Here is a 16,604-nt window from a genome sequence, read left to right on the forward strand (position 1 = left end):
CCGTTGGGGACGCAAGCCCTTACTGGTGGGCCTGAACGTTGCTCCGGCTTACTTCGGTGGCGGCACGCCGGGCCTGACGTTGAGTTGGCGTCCCATTGCCGACCGCCGCTACTAGCCCATAAGGGGCAGCCGGCGGTAGCGGCTCATCCACTGATTTTGAGCAGTGATGGAGTGCTTTGTACGCACGCGTTGTCGTTGCGCTACAATTGCCAGGTGGCACTTAATCCTGTAAACGGCCCCTGGCTGTAGGGAGAAAGGTGTGCTTGGCGATACCAGGGCTGGGGCCGGGGCAAAGCGTGAAAACCTGTACCTGCTGGTGCGCTTTCCTCTACGCGGGTGCGGCCGTTGCGCACCGCAATTTTGGCCATCGCGTAGCCCAAGGCAATACCCACCGGGTAATCGGAGGCCCAATGCACACCGTTATTGAGCATGGCGTAGCCCAGCAACCCCATCAGCCCGTAGCCCAGCGGGCGCACGAAATGCTTCTCCGGGTAATTATTGGCGATAACCGTGACCGTGACCATGGCCGTGGCCAGGTGCCCGGTGGGAAACGCATCGAAGTTAGGCACCCGGCTTTGGTAGCGGGTATACGAGGGAAACAAGTGCCACTCGCCACGGGCTTTCGTCGTCACAAAGGGGCTCTGGCGGCCGGTCAGGCGCTTGAGGCTTTGCACCATCAGGCCCGTACTTAAGATAGCCGTGCCCAGTTGCGAAGCCGTCTGAGCGGCCCGATTATCCCGCTTCACCAAGCCGTACACCCAGAAACTGGTGGCCACGCTTAGATGGGTCCATCCATCTCCGATGTAATAGAAGGTGCTGTTTAGGTTATCCGGCACATTAAATTCAAACGGCAGGTTTACCGCTCCCAAACTGAACGGAATATGTACCAGGGTCTTTTGCGTGCTTCGCGCGTTGAGCCCGAGTTGCCGGCCCACATCCTGTGCCCCATGCAGAATGGGCTCGTCAACCAGCCACAGCACGCCCGACCCCGCCAGAATGCCCGCAATGGGCAGCTCGTTTTCGGAGCGGAAGGCAAACTGGGGGAATTGCCCTAAATCCCGCGGAATATGCGTCAGCCAACGCAGCTGCCGGGGCCGCTCGTACTGGTAGCTTACCCCGGGTGCCACCTGATACAGACTTGTGCGGGGACGCAACGAATCTGGTAACTGTAGCTCACCAGGCGACAGAACAACACCGGTAGGTGCGGCTGCAACACTTGATAGGGGTAGCCCGAAGGATAGGCTCAAGAGCAGGAGGAATATTCTGTTCAGACTGGAAAGGGCAACAACGCTTCTTCTCATGTGAATTGCCAACGGACGGTTTGATGCCGTGGATGTACTACTTAAAAATGGCTTCATGTCTTGTCGAACGCGACACTTCGGAGCATAAAAGAGAGCTGATATAGGAAGCGAGGGCCCTACAAAGGGCGCAGAGCTACCCGACCCAAGCCCGACACGGGCCATTGGCCGGCAAATGGCCCGTTACGTTTTTGACGGCACTTATTTCAGCCTGTGTCTTCCAGCAACTACTAGGATCTGGAAATTACGAGCGGGTACTAGAATCCAGATTCCCCCGCTAGGTTTGGGCATAAACCGGGCGTCATAAAGTGGCCAACCCGAGCTGTTTGTTCCACTTCCGCTGTGTTTACATGAATTTCATTGCCTCCGGGATAGAATCCATTTGAAAAGACACCACTGGCTGGCATCTAGTGGGCATTTGTAGGTATGAACTGTCCGTCGCGCTGAAAGGAATACGAACGCGTTTCCCCTGCCGGGCTTGTCAATTCCAACCGATAGAAACGCTTATTCCCGGCCTCTACCAGGTCCTTCTGCCGGACTTGGTACTGCCGGTAGCGCTGTTGCAGCACCGTGCGTAAGCCCTGGGGCACGTCTTCTTCCTGCAGTTCCAGAGCGCTTTCCACTACCTGGCCAGCGGCCGTAATCTGACAACGTACCGGGATGGACTTCCACTGGAAGCTGGCAACCCACCCGTTGGCACTAGGCTGCCAGGTTAGCTGCTCGAGCGGCCCGCCGAATTTATGGTGGAGTGCCTGTTGGACGGCCGACGGAGCTTCCGAAGGCGTAGAATGGGTTCCACAGCCCATTAGCCCGACGGTCGTACTCACCAGCCAGAAGGCGAGACAGTGGGGGAGGAATAGCTGTTTCATAGGAGCAAGAAGGGGTAGTGGTGTTTGAACCGCTGTAAAACCCCAATGGTAAATAGCCATTCTGAAGGAAACCTGTTGGCTTGCTTCAGAGAGCCGGGTAAGCGGCTTTCCACCGGGACTTGATGCGCCTGCGTGGCCGGAAGGACAGCATGGCGCGCGCTTGTTGCAGGTGGAGCAACCCCAGTTTTACTGGCGGCTTGTCAGAATTCCGTCAGAATTGCCTGCTACGTTTGGACCTTACCCTGCCGTTCACATGTACTGTCCAGGCCATTTCTTCCACACCAGCCACCCGTTCGTATGCGTTTTTTAGTTACTGCCCGCGTGTACGTCGCCATCGTATTTCTTGGGTTGTCCTTGCCTGCTCAAGCGCAGATTCCACAAAACCCAACGCCGCCGGCTGCGGCCGATTCTCTCCACAAATTTGAAAAGCCCGTCGCGCAGGTCCCGCCAGCGCCCAAGCCTTGGTACCGGGGCAAGCTGGTCAAGGCCAGCATCGTGCCCGCTCTGCTCATCGGCTACGGGGCCTACACCTTCAACGGTGGCGGCTTTTATACCAATCAGGAGGCCAACCGAGACATCCACAAGGTGTTCCCTACCTTCCGCACCCGCGCCGACGACATCCTCCTCTTCGCGCCCTACCTGGAATTGGGCGCCGTGCTGCTCGCCGGTGTGGAGTCCCGCGACGACCGCCTCAATATGGGGTTGGTGCTGCTGAAAAGCGAGCTGATTATGCTCACCACGGTGTTTGCCGTCAAGAACCTATCCCAAGAAACCCGGCCCGACGGCTCCGACAACCTTTCGTTTCCGTCGGGCCACACGGCGCAGGCGTTTTTGGCGGCCAGCATCGTGCACACCGAGTTCCGGGACAAAAGCCAGTGGTACGGCATCGGGGCCTACACCATTGCCACGAGCGTGGCCGCCCTGCGCATGATCAACAGCAAGCACTGGCAGAGCGACGTGGTGGCCGGCGCGGGCTTCGGCATTCTATCGGCTCACCTGGGCTACCTCACCCACCGCAACCGCTGGGGCCGCAAATCTATTGGGCGCGATATCGGGATGGCGCCGGCTTATTTCGGTAACGGCACCCCGGGCCTGACCATCAGCTGGCGCGCCCATTAAGCGGGGCGTGCTCCCGTTTTTTCGCTGGCTGCCATGAAGAAAATCCCGGAAATCACCCTGCTGTTCTGGGTGACAAAGATTTGCGCCACCACCCTGGGCGAAACCGCCGGCGACCAGCTGGCCCAGACCATGAGCGTGGGTTATGGCACCAGTTCGCTGATTCTGATTAGCCTATTCCTGGTGCTGCTGATAGCGCAGCTGGCCGTGAGCCGCTACATCCCGCCGCTGTACTGGGCCGTGATTCTGGCCACGAGCACGGCCGGCACTACTATGTCGGACTACATGGACCGCACCCTGGGGCTGGGCTACGCCTCGGGCTCGGCCATTCTCGTCGGCCTGCTGGTGGCCATCCTCGTGCTGTGGCGAATAAGTGAAAACTCCTTATCGGTCAGCCACATCACCACCCACCGGGGCGAGCTGTTCTACTGGACGGCCATTTTGTTTTCCAACACGCTGGGCACGGCCCTGGGCGACTACCTGGCCGACGACTCGGGCCTGGGTTTCGGGGGCGGGGCGCTGCTCATCGGCGCGCTGCTGGCCGGGGTGGTGCTGGCGTATTATGCCACGAGTATCTCGCGGGTGCTGCTGTTCTGGGTGGCCTTTGTGCTCACCCGGCCGTTCGGGGCCACGTTCGGCGACCTGCTCACCAAGTCAACCGAAAAAAATGGCCTGGGCTTTGGCACCCGGGGCTCGTCGCTTATTCTTTTTGGCCTGTTGGTGGCTCTGGTGCTGTACGAAACCTTTGGCCGGCGGCCCCTGGATCCGGAAGCTACCAGCAACGCGTCTCACTAATGCCCGGGCCCGGATTGGCTTGCGTGATGCCTTTTCTTTAGCATTCGTATTCTGTTTTCCAGCTTTTGTCGCATGAACCTGTCGTCTTTGCTGGGCTATGCCCGCCTGCTCTGGCAACAGCACCGCAAGCTTCTGTTCGGGCTGCTGCTGGGCTTTCTTGCCCCGTGGTGTATTTTCCTGAAAGTGGCCCAGGAAGTGTGGGAAGACAAGGGTTTCCCCGGGGACGAACCCATCCTGCAGTTTCTGCACACGCACGGCAGCCCCGCTCAGGATGCCGTGGCCGTGTGGCTGGCCCGGGCCGGCGGCACCACCTGGACGCCCCTGTTAGAAGCGGCGGTGCTGCTCGGCTTGCTAGTGGCACGGCAACGGCGGGCTGCGCTGTTTTTCCTGCTGGCCGTCGGTGGCGCCGGGGCCCTGAACTTATTTGCCAAGCTGCTGCTGGCCCGCACCCGGCCCGATTTCTGGGTTTCCATTGCGCCGGAAAGCTCCTACAGCTTTCCCAGCGGCCACGCGATGGGTGCCGCGGCGCTGGCCCTGGCGCTGAGCATGCTGCTGTGGCCTACGCGCGGCCGCTGGCTGGCAGCTACGCTGGGCCTGGCCTGGGCCCTGCTGATGGGCTGGTCGCGGATGTATCTGGGTGTGCATTTCCCCTCCGATGTGCTGGCCGGCTGGATTGGCTCGGTAGGCTGGGTAAGCGGCGTGCACCTGCTCTTTACCCGGTATGCCCTGGGCCTGCGCCGGCTCTGGGGCGATACGCGCCTGTACTGGTCAGCACAGGGCGGGTAGCAAAGCCTGGCCTTCCAGGCCGATGCCGCTTCACGGGATACTTAGGAATGGAATAAGTCTGCTCCGTCTCTTCCCCTTGGGAGTCGAGGCAGACTTTTTAGTATGCTAAAACAGCCCCGAGAGACCGAAATACTGGCCGTGCAGATTTGCTTCAGAAAGCATCTTTAACGTTGCGGAGGATTCTTCATGCATGTGATAAGTCATACTTATCAAGCATTAAAAATGGATTAAAGCACTTTGTCAGCTTTTTTAATCCTATTTTAATCTTGTTAGCCAAATCTTATCGCCCCCGTTACCCTCGTCTCACTCACTCCCGGTTGCTGTGACCCTTTCAAAGCTCTCCGTCTTTGCCTTTTCTGCCGTGACCGGGTGGTGCCCCATCTGGCTGCTGGGGCTGCCCCTGCTACTGGCGGGCTGCGCTGGCACCAAGTCCACCTACACCCGCGAGCACGTGGCCCAGCGCCTGCGGGCCCGCGCCGGCTACGAACTGGGCCCAGCCCGTGTGGCCAACGCCCCAGCCCCGGCGCTGCCCAATCTGCAGGATGGCCTCAGCGAAGACGAAACCGTGCAGCTGGCCCTGACCCGTAACCCCGCCTTCCAGGCCGACCTGAGCGCCCTGGCCCTGGCGCAGGCCGACTTGCAGGACGCCGGCCTGCTGACCAACCCCGTGCTATCAGGGGTAACCGCGTACGGCACCTCGCCCGTGTTCCTGGCCCTCAACTTCGCCACTGACCTGCTCTGGCAGCGTCCCGGCCGCGTGGGTGCCGCACAGCTCGAAACCCAACGCGTGGCCGAAAGCCTGGTCACCCGCGGCCTGCTGGTGAGCCGCGACGCCCAGGTGAGCTACACCGACATTACGTTGGCCGACGAGCGGCTGCGTATCGCCCGCGAGGCCATCGTCATGCGGGCTGAAGTGGCGCGCATCGTGCGGGCCCGCTACCGGGTGGGGGAGGCCAGCGAGCTGGAAACCGTAGCGCCCAGCGCCGACTCGTTGCGCGCCGTCGACGACTACTACCGCGCCCGCCGTGATGCCCAGATAGCCCGCCTGCGCCTACTGGCCACGCTGGGCCTGGACTCTGTCAATGCCGACTCCGTGCGCTTCACGGCCGCTCCCTCCTCGGCTACTACAGTACCGCCGCTGCACACACTGCTGGATTCGGCATATGCCACCCGACCCGACCTGTGGGCGGCACGCATCGGCATCGAGGGCATCGGCAAGCGGCTGAAGTGGGAGCGGAGCCGGGTATTTTCATTTGTGCTTTCGTTGAATGCCCGCCTCAACGACCCCAATCCCGTGCACCTGGGTCCGGGTGCGGCCATTGGCTTGCCCCTCTTCAACCGCAACCAGGGCCGTATCTCCCGGGTGAAGGCGGAGTTGGAACAAGCCTCCTGGCAGTACCTGGCCTTGCGCCAAACGGTGAACCTAGACGTGCGCGAAGCCTACGCCCAGTATGAGCAGGCCACCCAGAGCGTGGCCCTGTGGGAGCGCAGCTACCTGCCCAGCTTAACCGATGCACTGCGCCGCTCCACCAACGCCTTCATCAACGGCGACTTTCCCTACGTGCAGGTGGCCGAAACCACCCGCCAGCTGCTCGATGCCCGCCAGCGCGCCGCCGACGCCCATGCCGACCAGCGCCGCGCCCTGGCCCGGCTGCGCTACGCCGTGGGCGGCCGCTTCTAACCCCAAGCCTTCTTCCTGCTATGTACTTCCCCTCGTTCACATCCCTCCTGCTGGCGGCTTCCCGCTGCCTGGCGCTGACCGGCCTGCTCGCCGGCGCGGCCGCCTGCAGCAAAGCAGAAAAGCCAACAGCCATTAGTCCTTCCCAGGTTGAAAACCCGGTGAAGGAGTCGGAGCTGACCACCGTCACCATCACCGCCGACGCGGAAAAGCGGCTGGGCATCAAAACCGTGGCCATCAAGACCGATAACGTGCAGGCCACCCGGGAGGTGGGCGGCGAGATTCAAGCCGTGCCGGGCCAGGCCGTCACCATCGTGGCACCGGTGCAGGGGACGCTACGGGGCGGGGCCACTCTCACGGCCGGCCAGCGCGTGCGCCAGGGCCAGACGCTGTATAGCCTGGTACCGCTGCCGGCCGAGCGCGACCTACTCACCCTAGACCAGGGCACGGCCCAGGCCCGCACCCAACTGCAGGTGGCCCAGGCCCGCCTGCAACGGGCCGAGGAACTGCTGGCTGACCGGGCCGGCAGCGTACGGGCCCGCGACGATGCCCGGGCCGATGTGGCCCTGGCCCAGCGGGCGTTGGCCGACGCGCGCGCCCGGCAGGGTGCCATGAACGGCAACACCGGTGGCGGGCAAGCCCTGCTGATCAAGGCCCCCCTGAGCGGGGTGGTCCAGCGCATTGCCGTAGCGCCGGGCTCCTTGGTGACAGCCAGCACGGTACTGTTGGAATTGGCTTCCTTGAATAAGGTATGGGTGCGCGTGCCGCTGTTCGTGGGTGATTTACGCCGGCTGGGCAAGGAGCAATCCGTAACCGTACGGCCCTTGAACGGCGGCGCGGACCGGCAGGCACGGGCAGTGGAGGCCCCTTTGCTCAGCGCTTCCGGCGGGACCGGCACCGCTGCTGCGAGCACGGCCAGCACAGGTACCGCCGACGTGTTTTACGAGTTAGACAACACCGACGAGGCGTTCCGCCCCGGCGAGCGGGTGGCCGTGGATGTGACGCTGGGCAACGCGGCCGGCGGCGCTACGAACGGCGCGGCGGGAGCGGCAGCCAGCACGCCGGCGCTGACCATCCCGGCCGCCGCGCTGCTCTACGACGCCTCGGGCGGGCAGTGGGTGTACGTGCGCACCAAGCCCTTACAGTACACCCGCCAGCGGGTGGAAGTGCAGCGAGCGGTAGGAGACCAAATCGTCATCTCGCGGGGCGTGAAAGCCGGCGCGCAGGTCGTGACCGACGGCGCGGCGGAGTTGTTCGGAACTGAATTTGGCGGCAGCCACTAACGGTGAAATGGTGAGTGGTGAGATGGTGAGTTGTGGTTCCGCTGGCGCAAGCTGCGCAGAACTGTGTCACCCGAACATCAAACTCACCATCTCACCATTTCACAAACTCACCATATGAAGTGGATAATAGAATCGGCCCTGCGGCTACGCATGGTAGTAGTGGTGCTGTTCGGGGTGCTGTTGGTGGCGGGCTTGCAGGTAGTGCGCAATACGCCCCTGGACGTCTTCCCCGAATTTGCACCGCCTTACGTGGAGGTACAGACTGAAGCGCCCGGCCTGAGCACGGCCGAGGTGGAAGCTTTGGTGAGCGTGCCGCTGGAAAACGCGTTGAACGGCACGCCGGAGGTGAAAAAGATCCGCTCCAAGTCGGTGCTGGGGCTCTCGTCGGTTGTGCTGTACTTCCCGCAGGGCATCGACATCAACAACGCCCGGCAGGCTGTGCAGGAGCGGCTGGCCCGGGTGGCGCCCACGCTGCCCGGTGTGGCCCGGCCGCCGGTGATGCTTTCCCCCCTGTCGTCGACCAGCCGGGTGCTGAAGATTGGCGTGTCCTCGGATAGCTTGACCCAAGTAGAAATGACCACGCTGGCCCGCTGGAGCATTCGGCCGCGGTTGATGGCCGTGCCCGGCGTGGCCAACGTGGCCATCTGGGGCCAGCGCGACCGGCAGCTACAGGTGCTCGTAAATCCTGAGCAGCTGCGCACCCTGGGCCTGACGCTGGCCGAGGTGGAAAAAGCGGCGGCCGACGCCACTACCCTGGCCGGCGGCGGCTTTATCGACTCGCCCAACCAGCGCCTGGCCGTGTCGCAAAGCTCCGCTATCCAGTCGGCCGCCGACCTGGCGCAGATGCCCGTGACCTTCCGCAACGGCGTGAGCTTAAAGCTGGGCGAGGTGGCGCAAGTAGTGGAGGGCTTTCCGGCCCCCATCGGCGACGCCGTCATTAACGACGGTCCCGGCCTGCTGCTCATCGTGGAAAAGCAGCCCGGCGCCAATACGCTGGCCGTGACGCAGCAGGTGGAGGCGGCCCTGAATGCCATGCGGCCGGGGCTGAAAGGGCTGGAAATTGACTCGACCATCTTTCGCCCCGCCACCTTCATTGAAATGTCGCTGGCCAACCTCAACAAATCGCTGCTCATCGGTTGCGTGCTGGTAGTGTTGGTGCTGCTGTTCTTTCTCTATGAGTGGCGCACGGCCCTCATCAGCGCCCTGGCCCTGCCCACTTCGCTGATTGCGGCGGCCCTGGCCCTACGCTATTCCGGCAAAACCATCGATACGATGGTGCTGGCCGGCCTCATCATTGCCCTCGGGGAAGTAGTCGACGACGCCATTATCGACGTGGAGAACATCATGCGCCGGCTGCGACTAAACCACGAGGCCGGCTCGCCCAAATCGGCCTTTGCGGTGGTCTACGAGGCATCGATGGAAGTGCGCTCGGCCGTGATTTACGGCTCGGTCATCGTGGCGCTGGTGCTGCTGCCCATCTTTCTGCTGCCGGGCTTGTCGGGGGCGTTTTTCCAGCCGCTGGCCTTCGCCTACGTGCTGGCTATCCTGGCTTCGCTGTTCGTGGCCCTGACCCTGACGCCGGCGTTGGCCTTGATTCTGCTGCCCAAAGCGGCCGAAAAGGAATCGAAGGACTCACCCACAGTGGCCTGGCTCAAGCGCCACTATGCCCGCCTGCTGCCCGGCCTGCTGGCCCGGCCCAAGCGCGTGGCCTGGTCGTTGACGGCCGCGGCCGTGTTTTCAATGCTTACGCTGCCGTTTTTCGGCCAGGAGTTTCTGCCCAATTTCAAGGAATACGACTTTCTGATGCACTGGGTGGAAAAGCCCGGCACCTCGCTGCAGGCGATGTCGCGCATCACGGTGCGGGCCAGCAAGGAGCTGCGCGCCATTCCCGGCGTGCGCAACTTCGGCGCCCACATCGGCCGGGCGGAAGTGGCCGATGAGGTAGTTGGCCCCAACTTCACCGAGCTTTGGATTTCCGTGGACCCCAAGGTGGACTATGAGGCCACGGTAGCCAAAATCCAGACTGTGGTCGACGGCTACCCCGGCCTCTACCGCGACCTGCTGACGTATTTGCGGGAACGAATCAAGGAAGTGCTGACCGGTACTTCGGCCACCATCGTCGTGCGCATCTTCGGCCCCGACCTTGACCAGCTTTACACCAAGGCCAAGGAAGTGGGTGCCAAGCTCGAAGGCGTGGAAGGCGTGGTGGACCTGAAAGTGCAGCAGCAAACCCTCGTGCCCCAGATTCAGGTGAACATGAAGCCCGAAGCCGCGGCCCGCTTCGGCCTGAGCCCCGGCACCGTGCTGCAGGCCATTAGCACGCTGGTGAAGGGCCGCAAGGTAGGCGAAATCTACCAAGAGCAGAAGATTTTCGACGTGGCCGTGTGGGGGCAGCCCGCCGTGCGCGCCGACTTTGGGGCCGTGCGCGACTTGCTCATCGGCCTGCCCGGTGGCGGGGCCGTGCCCCTGCGCGAAGTGGCCGACGTGCGCATCGTGCCCACACCAAACGAAATTACCCGCGAGGCCTCCTCTCGCCGCATCGACGTGACGCTGAACGTGCGCGGCCGCGATTTGGGCAGCGTCGCCCGCGACGTGCAGGCGCAGGTGGACGGCGTGGCCTTCGGCAACGGCTACCACCCCGAAATCCTGGGCGAGTACGCCGAGCGGCAGGCCTCGCAGAACCGGATGCTCAGTTTGGTCCTGCTCTCGCTGGTCGGTATTTTCCTGGTGCTCTACACCGACTTCGGCACCTTCCGACTGGCCACATTGGGCTTGTTGAGCCTATTCTTCGCCGTATCGGGCTGCCTTTTTGCGGCCTTTCTGACGGGCGGCGTATTGTCGCTGGGCTCCATTGTGGGCTTTATAACCGTTCTGGGCGTGGCGGCCCGCAACAGCATCATGCTCGTGAGCCACTACCGTCACCTGGAGGTAGAGGAGGGTATGGCTTTCAGCAAGGAACTCATTATTCGGGGCTCCCTGGAGCGAGTGTCACCCATCATCATGACCGCCCTGACCTCGGTGCTGGCCCTGCTGCCCATCATCCTGGCCGGCAACGAGCCGGGCTCGGAAATCGAGCACCCCATGTCGGTGGTCATTCTCGGCGGCGTGGTTACCTCCACGGTGCTCAACCTACTAGGCATGCCGGCGCTGTACTGGGCCTTCGGGCGCAAGGCCGGGGCGGAGCCCGTAGCGGCGGAACCGGCTGTTTCGTAACCACGATGGCTGTTGCGTCACTACCTGTCGTAGTGGGAGCAGGCCAAGAATTTCCCTCAGTTGCACGGTAGCATATGCCCCGCTAAGCACTTCGTTCACCTTAATTCTCCCGGACCATGTGGTGGCTATATGCCTTGCTTTCTGCTTTGTTTGCGGCCCTGACTGCCGTGCTGGCGAAAGTCGGCATCAAGGGTGTTGATTCCCACCTGGCCACGGCCATTCGCACCGTCGTGATTCTGGTGCTGGCCTGGGGCATCGTGTACGCGCGGGGCAGACTGGCCGATCTGGCTACGCTGACCCGTACCCACCTGCTGTTTCTGGGGCTGTCGGGGCTGGCCACGGGCTTGTCGTGGCTATTTTACTTCAAGGCCCTGCAGCTGGGCAAGGTGTCGCAGGTAGCCCCGGTCGACAAGCTCAGCGTGGCGCTGGCTATTGGCTTGTCCGTGGTGTTTTTGGGTGAGCGGCTAACCTGGCAGACCGGCGTGGGCGCGGGGCTCATTGTGGCGGGCACGCTGGTGCTGATCTGGAAATAAAGCCTCCACCCGCGTATGGCCGGGTAAGGTGACGGGAAGTTGTTGAAAGCTGCCGTCAGAATTTCTTCAGAATTCAGTAGCTTCTTTAGGATTTACCCCCTGAACTTTACTGCATGAAACTGCTGCTGGTCGAAGACGAAGAAGCCCTGCGCCTGACCTTGTTGGACTCGCTGCGGCAAAGTGGCTACGTGGTCGAGGTGGCAGCCAGCTTCCACCAGGCCTACGAGAAAATCAAGCTTTACCAGTACGACTGTGTGCTGGTAGACCTGACCCTGCCCGACGGCGACGGGCTGGATCTGGTGCGCACCCTGAAGGCCGACGGCTCGCCAGCCGGGGTGCTGGTGCTCACGGCCCGCGACGGCCTCGATGACCGGGTGCAAGGCCTGGATCTGGGGGCCGACGACTACCTGGTCAAGCCCTTTCACCTCTCCGAGCTCAATGCCCGGCTGCGGGCCCTGCTGCGGCGGCGGCAGTTTCAGGGCCAGCACCACATCGTATTCCGCGACCTGCTGGTGTGGCCTGAGCTGGCCGAAGTATTCGTAAAGGGCGAGCAGCTCACGCTCACCCGCAAGGAATACGACCTGCTGCTGTATTTTCTGGCCAATCCCGGGCGCCTGCTCACCAAGGAAGCCGTGGCCGAGCACCTGTGCGGCGACCAGGTAGACGCGGCCGACTCATTCGACTTCATTTACACCCACATGAAAAACCTGCGCAAGAAGCTGCAGGAAAAGGGGGCCGACGGCTACATCCGCACCCTGTACGGCGTCGGCTACAAGCTCAACGTTGAATAACACGGCTGCGGCCTCTATCCTCCTGCATGAAGCTTCTCGCTGCCACCACCCGTTATTATCTGGGCCTCACGGTGGGCCTGTTCGTGCTGGCCAGCGTACTGCTGTACCTGGGCTTCGACTGGGCCCTACGCCACGAGGTAGAGGAACTACTCTATAACCGCCAGCTGCACCTCGAAAAGCAGGTGGCCAGCGGCCTGGCGCTGCCGGCGGCTCCTTTCGCCGACAACCTGGACCGCAGCCTTCGGCCCCGACCGCTGGGCTTCTCCGATACCCTGTTGCTGGACCCGGTAGAGGACGAGATGGTCCCCTACCGCCAGCTCACCTTCCGGCTGCAACCGGCTAGGGCGGCCAGCGCGCCGGAGTGGGTGACGCTGCGCAAGTCGCTCGTCGAAACCGAGGACGTGCTGGTCGTGGTGGTGGGCGTTCTGGTGGGGGTGCTGGCCCTGCTGCTGGGCGGGGTGGTAGCCCTCAACCACTGGCTGGCCCGCCGCCTCTGGGCTCCCTTCCAGGCAACCCTGGCCGCACTACGCGGCTACGATTTGCAGCGCCACCAGCCTCTGGCCCTGCCCACGCCAATCATTGATGAGTTCGGCGAGCTGAACCAGGCCCTGAACACGCTGAGCGAGCGACTGGTGAGTGACTATGAAAGCCTGCGCCAGTTCACCGAAAACGCAGCCCATGAAACCCAGACGCCGCTGGCCATCATTCAGGCCAAGCTGGAACAGCTGCTGCAGGCCCCGGCGCTGCAGGATGATGAGCAGCTGGCCACCCTGCTCGGCGACGCGTTGGGCGGTACCCAGCGCCTCTCACGCCTGCATCAGTCGCTGACCTTGCTCACGCGCCTCGAAAACCACCAGTTCGCTCCCGCCCAGGCCGTGCCGGTGTACCTGGATCAGGTCTTACGCGACCGGGTGGCGCTGCTGGAGCCGCTGCTCGAAGCCCGCCAGCTGACGCTCACCCTGCACGCGGACCTGCCGCTGCCGCCGCTCACCCTGCACCCGGGCCTGGCCGATTCGTTGCTGCAGAACCTGCTGCACAACGCCATCAAGCACAATCGCCCCGGTGGCCGGGTAGACGTGCTGCTCAACCGCCGGATGTTGGAGATTAGCAATACGGGCCCAGCCTTATCGGTGGACCCGGCGCAGTTTTTCGAGCGGTTCCGCAAGCACAATGCCGCCTCTGACTCGCCTGGCCTGGGGCTGAGCATCGCCCAGCACATCTGCTCGTATTACGGCTTTAGTATCGAGTACGCCTACGCGCAAGCCGGCACCCGCCACACCCTGCGCGTACAGTTTTGCTGAGTAGCCGGTCGTAGCGCGCTCAGCAGATTCCGGTGGGTTGCTTGGGCTCCTGGGTGGGTCCAGCAAGCCCTGGGCTAGTGGCAACAACCCCATCACAACGGGCAGGAAGGACAACCCAGGCGCTGCTGTCAGCCATATAAGGTGTGTCTTCTGACGGGCAACATCCCCCAAGTGGGTGTTGCCTGTGCTCTTAGCGGGAATTTCTGTTCCTACTCTAGTGCTACCCCCATTTAGCCTACCTCAGCCACCGCCACCGCTGGGGCCGCAAGCCCATTGGTCGCGGCGTGGGCGAAATAGGGCTGGTGCCGGCCTATTCGCCGGCGGGCGGGGCAGGCTTCAGTTTCACCTGGCGGCCCAGGTAACGCGTATCAGGCCCTGATTAGAAGGAAGTCAGGTGTTCATCAGCCTGCGCCTGGTAATCAGCGACTCGCTTTAGTCGCTCTGCTTGACTTCTCGACCAGGCCCGCGTGAGCACCTTCAACCAATAATTAATTGCGCACCAAGCTGTTGTATTGCGGGCCTGCGCTTGTGTCAGGGAGGCTAGGAAAAAGTACTGTTGGCTAAAGAGTGCCCAGCATTACAGCACTTGTTGACCCCTAAGGCGGCCCAGGGATACGCCTGTCGGCGCAAAATTGGCTCAACCAGATGGGTTCCGTTCCCGCCCGGGTCCAAGATGTGCAAGCTTCTGCCCCTGGCTATAAAGTCAGCCCTTGACCTGCAAAGCACGTAAGCCCTCGTCGGGCAGTCGGCCTGGGCCACAGCAGCCGCTGAAACGGCAGGGGGCCTTACGCTCAGCTTCCCGTACCCGTAAAGCGGATTGCATCCTCGCGGCTGCCATGCCCGGCTGCCATAATTTGCTGCCAATGGGACGGGCAAAGCGCCTATTTTTTGGCAAACAAACAGTAATATACCAACATACTGCACATGGCTTCAGGTTTTTTTGCGCTGCTCGATGACGTTTCCGCGCTGGTAAAAGCCAGCGCGGCCAGCCTGGATGATGTGCCGGCACAGGTGGCCAAAACGACCGGCAAAGTGTCCGGCATTGTCATCGACGACACGGCCGTGACGCCCAAGTACGTGGTGGGCCTCGACCCTTCCCGGGAGCTTTCCATCATTTACCGAATAGCGAAAAAGTCCCTCATCAACAAAGTGTTCATCCTGAGTCCGGCGGCCTTGCTGCTCGGGTATTTTGCGCCCTGGGCCATTACGCCCATTTTGATGTTGGGCGGGGCGTACTTGTGCTTCGAGGGCTACGAAAAGGTGCACTCCCTGTTCAGCAAACCCCACGAGGAGAATGCGGAATGCGAGCATGTCGAGATTACGCCGGAGGAGCTGGAGGAGCAGCGTGTGGCGGGGGCTGTGCGCACGGATATTATCCTGTCGGCCGAAATCATGGCCATTGCCTACAGCCAGGTCACCGGCCAGCCCATAGTCAACCAGATTGCCGTCATGCTGGCCGTGGCGGTTTTTATCACCGTGGCCGTGTACGGCTTCGTGGGCCTGATTGTGAAAGCCGACGACATCGGCGTGCACCTGGCCCAGGATAAGTACCACCCTGCGGCGCAAAAACTGGGGCGCGGCATCGTGAAATTCATGCCCCACTTCCTCACTATTTTGAGTTATGTGGGCACCGCCGCCATGCTGTGGGTGGGGGCGGAAATCATTGCCCATGGCATCCCGTTTACCAGTCACTTGCTGGACAATCTGCAAAAGTCTTTGGCCCATCTGCCGGCGGTGGCCTGGCTGGCCAAGGCCTCGGCCTGTGCGGTGGGCGGGTTACTGATTGGTTTTGTGGTCGAGAAAATAGTGTTACTGTTCGTGAAGGTATTCCGGAGGCCCTAAGGAAACTACCGGCTCGGTTTGTTCCATTCCAAGCGCAGCCTCCTTCTTCCGCTGGCTCAAGGCCGTCGCCCCGGTCAATACCCCGGGCCGGAAGCGTCTGAATCCGACGTTTCGTGTTCGAGCTGCACCGTGGCCTGCCGAATGTTGAAGTCTTGGTGCAGCGCCTCTTGCAGGTATTCCACAAAGGCGTGGTCGTCCCCGCGGGGCCGCACCAGGTGCACGCTCAGGGCGGTGTCGACCGGATTGAGGGCCCAGATACGCAGTTTGTTCACCTCCCGCACGCCGGGCTGCCCCAATAAAAAGGCACGCACCTCTTCCTCATCAATGTCCAGCGCGTTGGCACGCAGCAGCCGGCTCGGGGTGAGCAGGCCCCAGCAGCCGTAGGCGATAACTCCCAGCAGCCCCAAGGCCAGGAAAGGGTCCACCCACGGCCAGCCGGTGAAGTAAACGAGGGCTCCGCCCCCCGCCACCCCCAACGAGACGAGGGCATCCGTGAACAGGTACCGGTAGCCGCGGCGCCCGTGCCCCCGGTCCGTCAGCCCGCGCATCAGCAGCCCGGCCGTTCCGGCATGGAGAAGCACGCCCACACCGGCCAGGAGCCCGACCAGCAGGCCGTTCACCGGCTCGGGGTGGCGCCAGCGGTCAACGGTTGCCAAGAGCAGGAAGCCCAGCAGGGCACACAGCCCCAACGCCGTAAAGACGGAGGCTTGCAGCGGGAGGCGGCTGAAGCCATACGGATAGTTTCCCTGGCCTGAACGCGGGGTCGGGTGCCCGCACCACCAGGCTAAGCCCAGACACAGCCCGCTGCCGAGGTTGCGGCCGCCATCAGCGAGCAGGGCCGCCGAATTTCCCCCGAAGCCCGTGGCCACTTCGGCTACGACCAATAATACGTGAAGGAGTAAGCCCAAGCTCAGGATGAAATCCCGGGGACTATCCGCTCCAAGACCGTGCTGGTGCCTAGGCGGCCGGTGGTCAGGGTCACGGTACATGGGAATGGGCAGGTTGTCGTTAGGAGGAAGATGGGCCATGGAACGAACCTATGCAAACAAACCAGTAAACGGAAGGCTCATACAACAGATGCCCCCGCAGGTTAACGGCC

Annotated in this window: 13 protein-coding genes; 10 read left to right on the forward strand and 3 right to left on the reverse strand. The window is 62.5% G+C overall.

The window, feature by feature from the left end; all coding sequences use genetic code 11:
• Positions 1 to 200 precede the first annotated feature (200 nt).
• Entirely contained in the window at positions 201 to 1,154 is a 954-nt protein-coding gene (locus ACYVHC_RS19570) for a phosphatase PAP2 family protein (RefSeq protein WP_460615495.1), read from the reverse strand.
• Between the two features lie 551 nt (positions 1,155 to 1,705).
• The gene (locus ACYVHC_RS19575) at positions 1,706 to 2,167 is read right to left on the reverse strand and encodes a hypothetical protein (RefSeq protein WP_460615496.1); all 462 of its coding nucleotides are present in this window, start codon (positions 2,165 to 2,167) and stop codon (positions 1,706 to 1,708) included.
• A gap of 297 nt (positions 2,168 to 2,464) precedes the next feature.
• Between ACYVHC_RS19575 and ACYVHC_RS19580 the strand changes: the two genes are divergently transcribed.
• From ACYVHC_RS19580 to ACYVHC_RS19625, 10 genes are all read left to right on the forward strand, one after another.
• The gene (locus ACYVHC_RS19580; RefSeq protein WP_460615497.1) at positions 2,465 to 3,286 is read left to right on the forward strand and encodes a phosphatase PAP2 family protein; all 822 of its coding nucleotides are present in this window, start codon (positions 2,465 to 2,467) and stop codon (positions 3,284 to 3,286) included.
• A gap of 33 nt (positions 3,287 to 3,319) precedes the next feature.
• Positions 3,320 to 4,078 carry a COG4705 family protein gene (locus tag ACYVHC_RS19585; RefSeq protein ID WP_460615498.1) on the forward strand — a complete coding sequence of 253 codons (759 nt, stop codon included), beginning with the start codon at positions 3,320 to 3,322 and terminating at the stop codon, positions 4,076 to 4,078.
• A 72-nt stretch (positions 4,079 to 4,150) separates the two neighbouring features.
• Positions 4,151 to 4,864, forward strand: a complete 714-nt coding sequence (locus tag ACYVHC_RS19590; RefSeq protein ID WP_460615499.1) for a phosphatase PAP2 family protein — start codon at positions 4,151 to 4,153, stop codon at positions 4,862 to 4,864.
• Positions 4,865 to 5,186: 322 nt separating this feature from the next.
• Complete coding sequence (locus tag ACYVHC_RS19595) at positions 5,187 to 6,545, forward strand: TolC family protein (RefSeq protein ID WP_460615500.1); 1,359 nt, start codon at positions 5,187 to 5,189, stop codon at positions 6,543 to 6,545.
• Between the two features lie 20 nt (positions 6,546 to 6,565).
• Positions 6,566 to 7,825 (forward strand): efflux RND transporter periplasmic adaptor subunit, encoded by a 1,260-nt coding sequence (locus ACYVHC_RS19600; protein ID WP_460615501.1) that lies wholly within the window; start codon positions 6,566 to 6,568, stop codon positions 7,823 to 7,825.
• A gap of 114 nt (positions 7,826 to 7,939) precedes the next feature.
• The gene (locus ACYVHC_RS19605) at positions 7,940 to 11,038 is read left to right on the forward strand and encodes an efflux RND transporter permease subunit (protein WP_460615502.1); all 3,099 of its coding nucleotides are present in this window, start codon (positions 7,940 to 7,942) and stop codon (positions 11,036 to 11,038) included.
• 116 nt (positions 11,039 to 11,154) lie between these two features.
• Entirely contained in the window at positions 11,155 to 11,571 is a 417-nt protein-coding gene (locus tag ACYVHC_RS19610) for an EamA family transporter (RefSeq protein WP_460615503.1), read from the forward strand.
• Positions 11,572 to 11,684: 113 nt separating this feature from the next.
• A complete protein-coding gene (locus ACYVHC_RS19615; RefSeq protein ID WP_460615504.1) occupies positions 11,685 to 12,362 on the forward strand; it encodes a response regulator transcription factor in 678 nt (225 codons plus the stop codon).
• A 26-nt stretch (positions 12,363 to 12,388) separates the two neighbouring features.
• The gene (locus ACYVHC_RS19620; RefSeq protein ID WP_460615505.1) at positions 12,389 to 13,663 is read left to right on the forward strand and encodes a sensor histidine kinase; all 1,275 of its coding nucleotides are present in this window, start codon (positions 12,389 to 12,391) and stop codon (positions 13,661 to 13,663) included.
• A gap of 924 nt (positions 13,664 to 14,587) precedes the next feature.
• Complete coding sequence (locus ACYVHC_RS19625; RefSeq protein WP_460615506.1) at positions 14,588 to 15,505, forward strand: DUF808 domain-containing protein; 918 nt, start codon at positions 14,588 to 14,590, stop codon at positions 15,503 to 15,505.
• Between the two features lie 74 nt (positions 15,506 to 15,579).
• On the opposite strand, the gene ACYVHC_RS19630 is transcribed toward ACYVHC_RS19625, so the two are convergent.
• On the reverse strand, positions 15,580 to 16,533 hold the full coding sequence (locus ACYVHC_RS19630) for a cation diffusion facilitator family transporter (protein WP_460615507.1): 954 nt from the start codon (positions 16,531 to 16,533) through the stop codon (positions 15,580 to 15,582).
• Positions 16,534 to 16,604: the final 71 nt, after the last annotated feature.

It is taken from the genome of Hymenobacter seoulensis, assembly GCF_054780535.1.

Bases quoted from the DNA above. Each gene is read 5' to 3' on its own strand.
- ACYVHC_RS19610 (WP_460615503.1), top strand. From the start codon at position 11,155: ATGTGGTGGCTATATGCCTTGCTTTCTGCTTTGTTTGCGGCCCTGACT.
- ACYVHC_RS19630 (WP_460615507.1), bottom strand. From the start codon at position 16,533: ATGGCCCATCTTCCTCCTAACGACAACCTGCCCATTCCCATGTACCGT.
- ACYVHC_RS19585 (WP_460615498.1), top strand. From the start codon at position 3,320: ATGAAGAAAATCCCGGAAATCACCCTGCTGTTCTGGGTGACAAAGATT.
- ACYVHC_RS19600 (WP_460615501.1), top strand. From the start codon at position 6,566: ATGTACTTCCCCTCGTTCACATCCCTCCTGCTGGCGGCTTCCCGCTGC.
- ACYVHC_RS19590 (WP_460615499.1), top strand. From the start codon at position 4,151: ATGAACCTGTCGTCTTTGCTGGGCTATGCCCGCCTGCTCTGGCAACAG.
- ACYVHC_RS19575 (WP_460615496.1), bottom strand. From the start codon at position 2,167: ATGAAACAGCTATTCCTCCCCCACTGTCTCGCCTTCTGGCTGGTGAGT.
- ACYVHC_RS19620 (WP_460615505.1), top strand. From the start codon at position 12,389: ATGAAGCTTCTCGCTGCCACCACCCGTTATTATCTGGGCCTCACGGTG.
- ACYVHC_RS19625 (WP_460615506.1), top strand. From the start codon at position 14,588: ATGGCTTCAGGTTTTTTTGCGCTGCTCGATGACGTTTCCGCGCTGGTA.
- ACYVHC_RS19605 (WP_460615502.1), top strand. From the start codon at position 7,940: ATGAAGTGGATAATAGAATCGGCCCTGCGGCTACGCATGGTAGTAGTG.
- ACYVHC_RS19615 (WP_460615504.1), top strand. From the start codon at position 11,685: ATGAAACTGCTGCTGGTCGAAGACGAAGAAGCCCTGCGCCTGACCTTG.
- ACYVHC_RS19580 (WP_460615497.1), top strand. From the start codon at position 2,465: ATGCGTTTTTTAGTTACTGCCCGCGTGTACGTCGCCATCGTATTTCTT.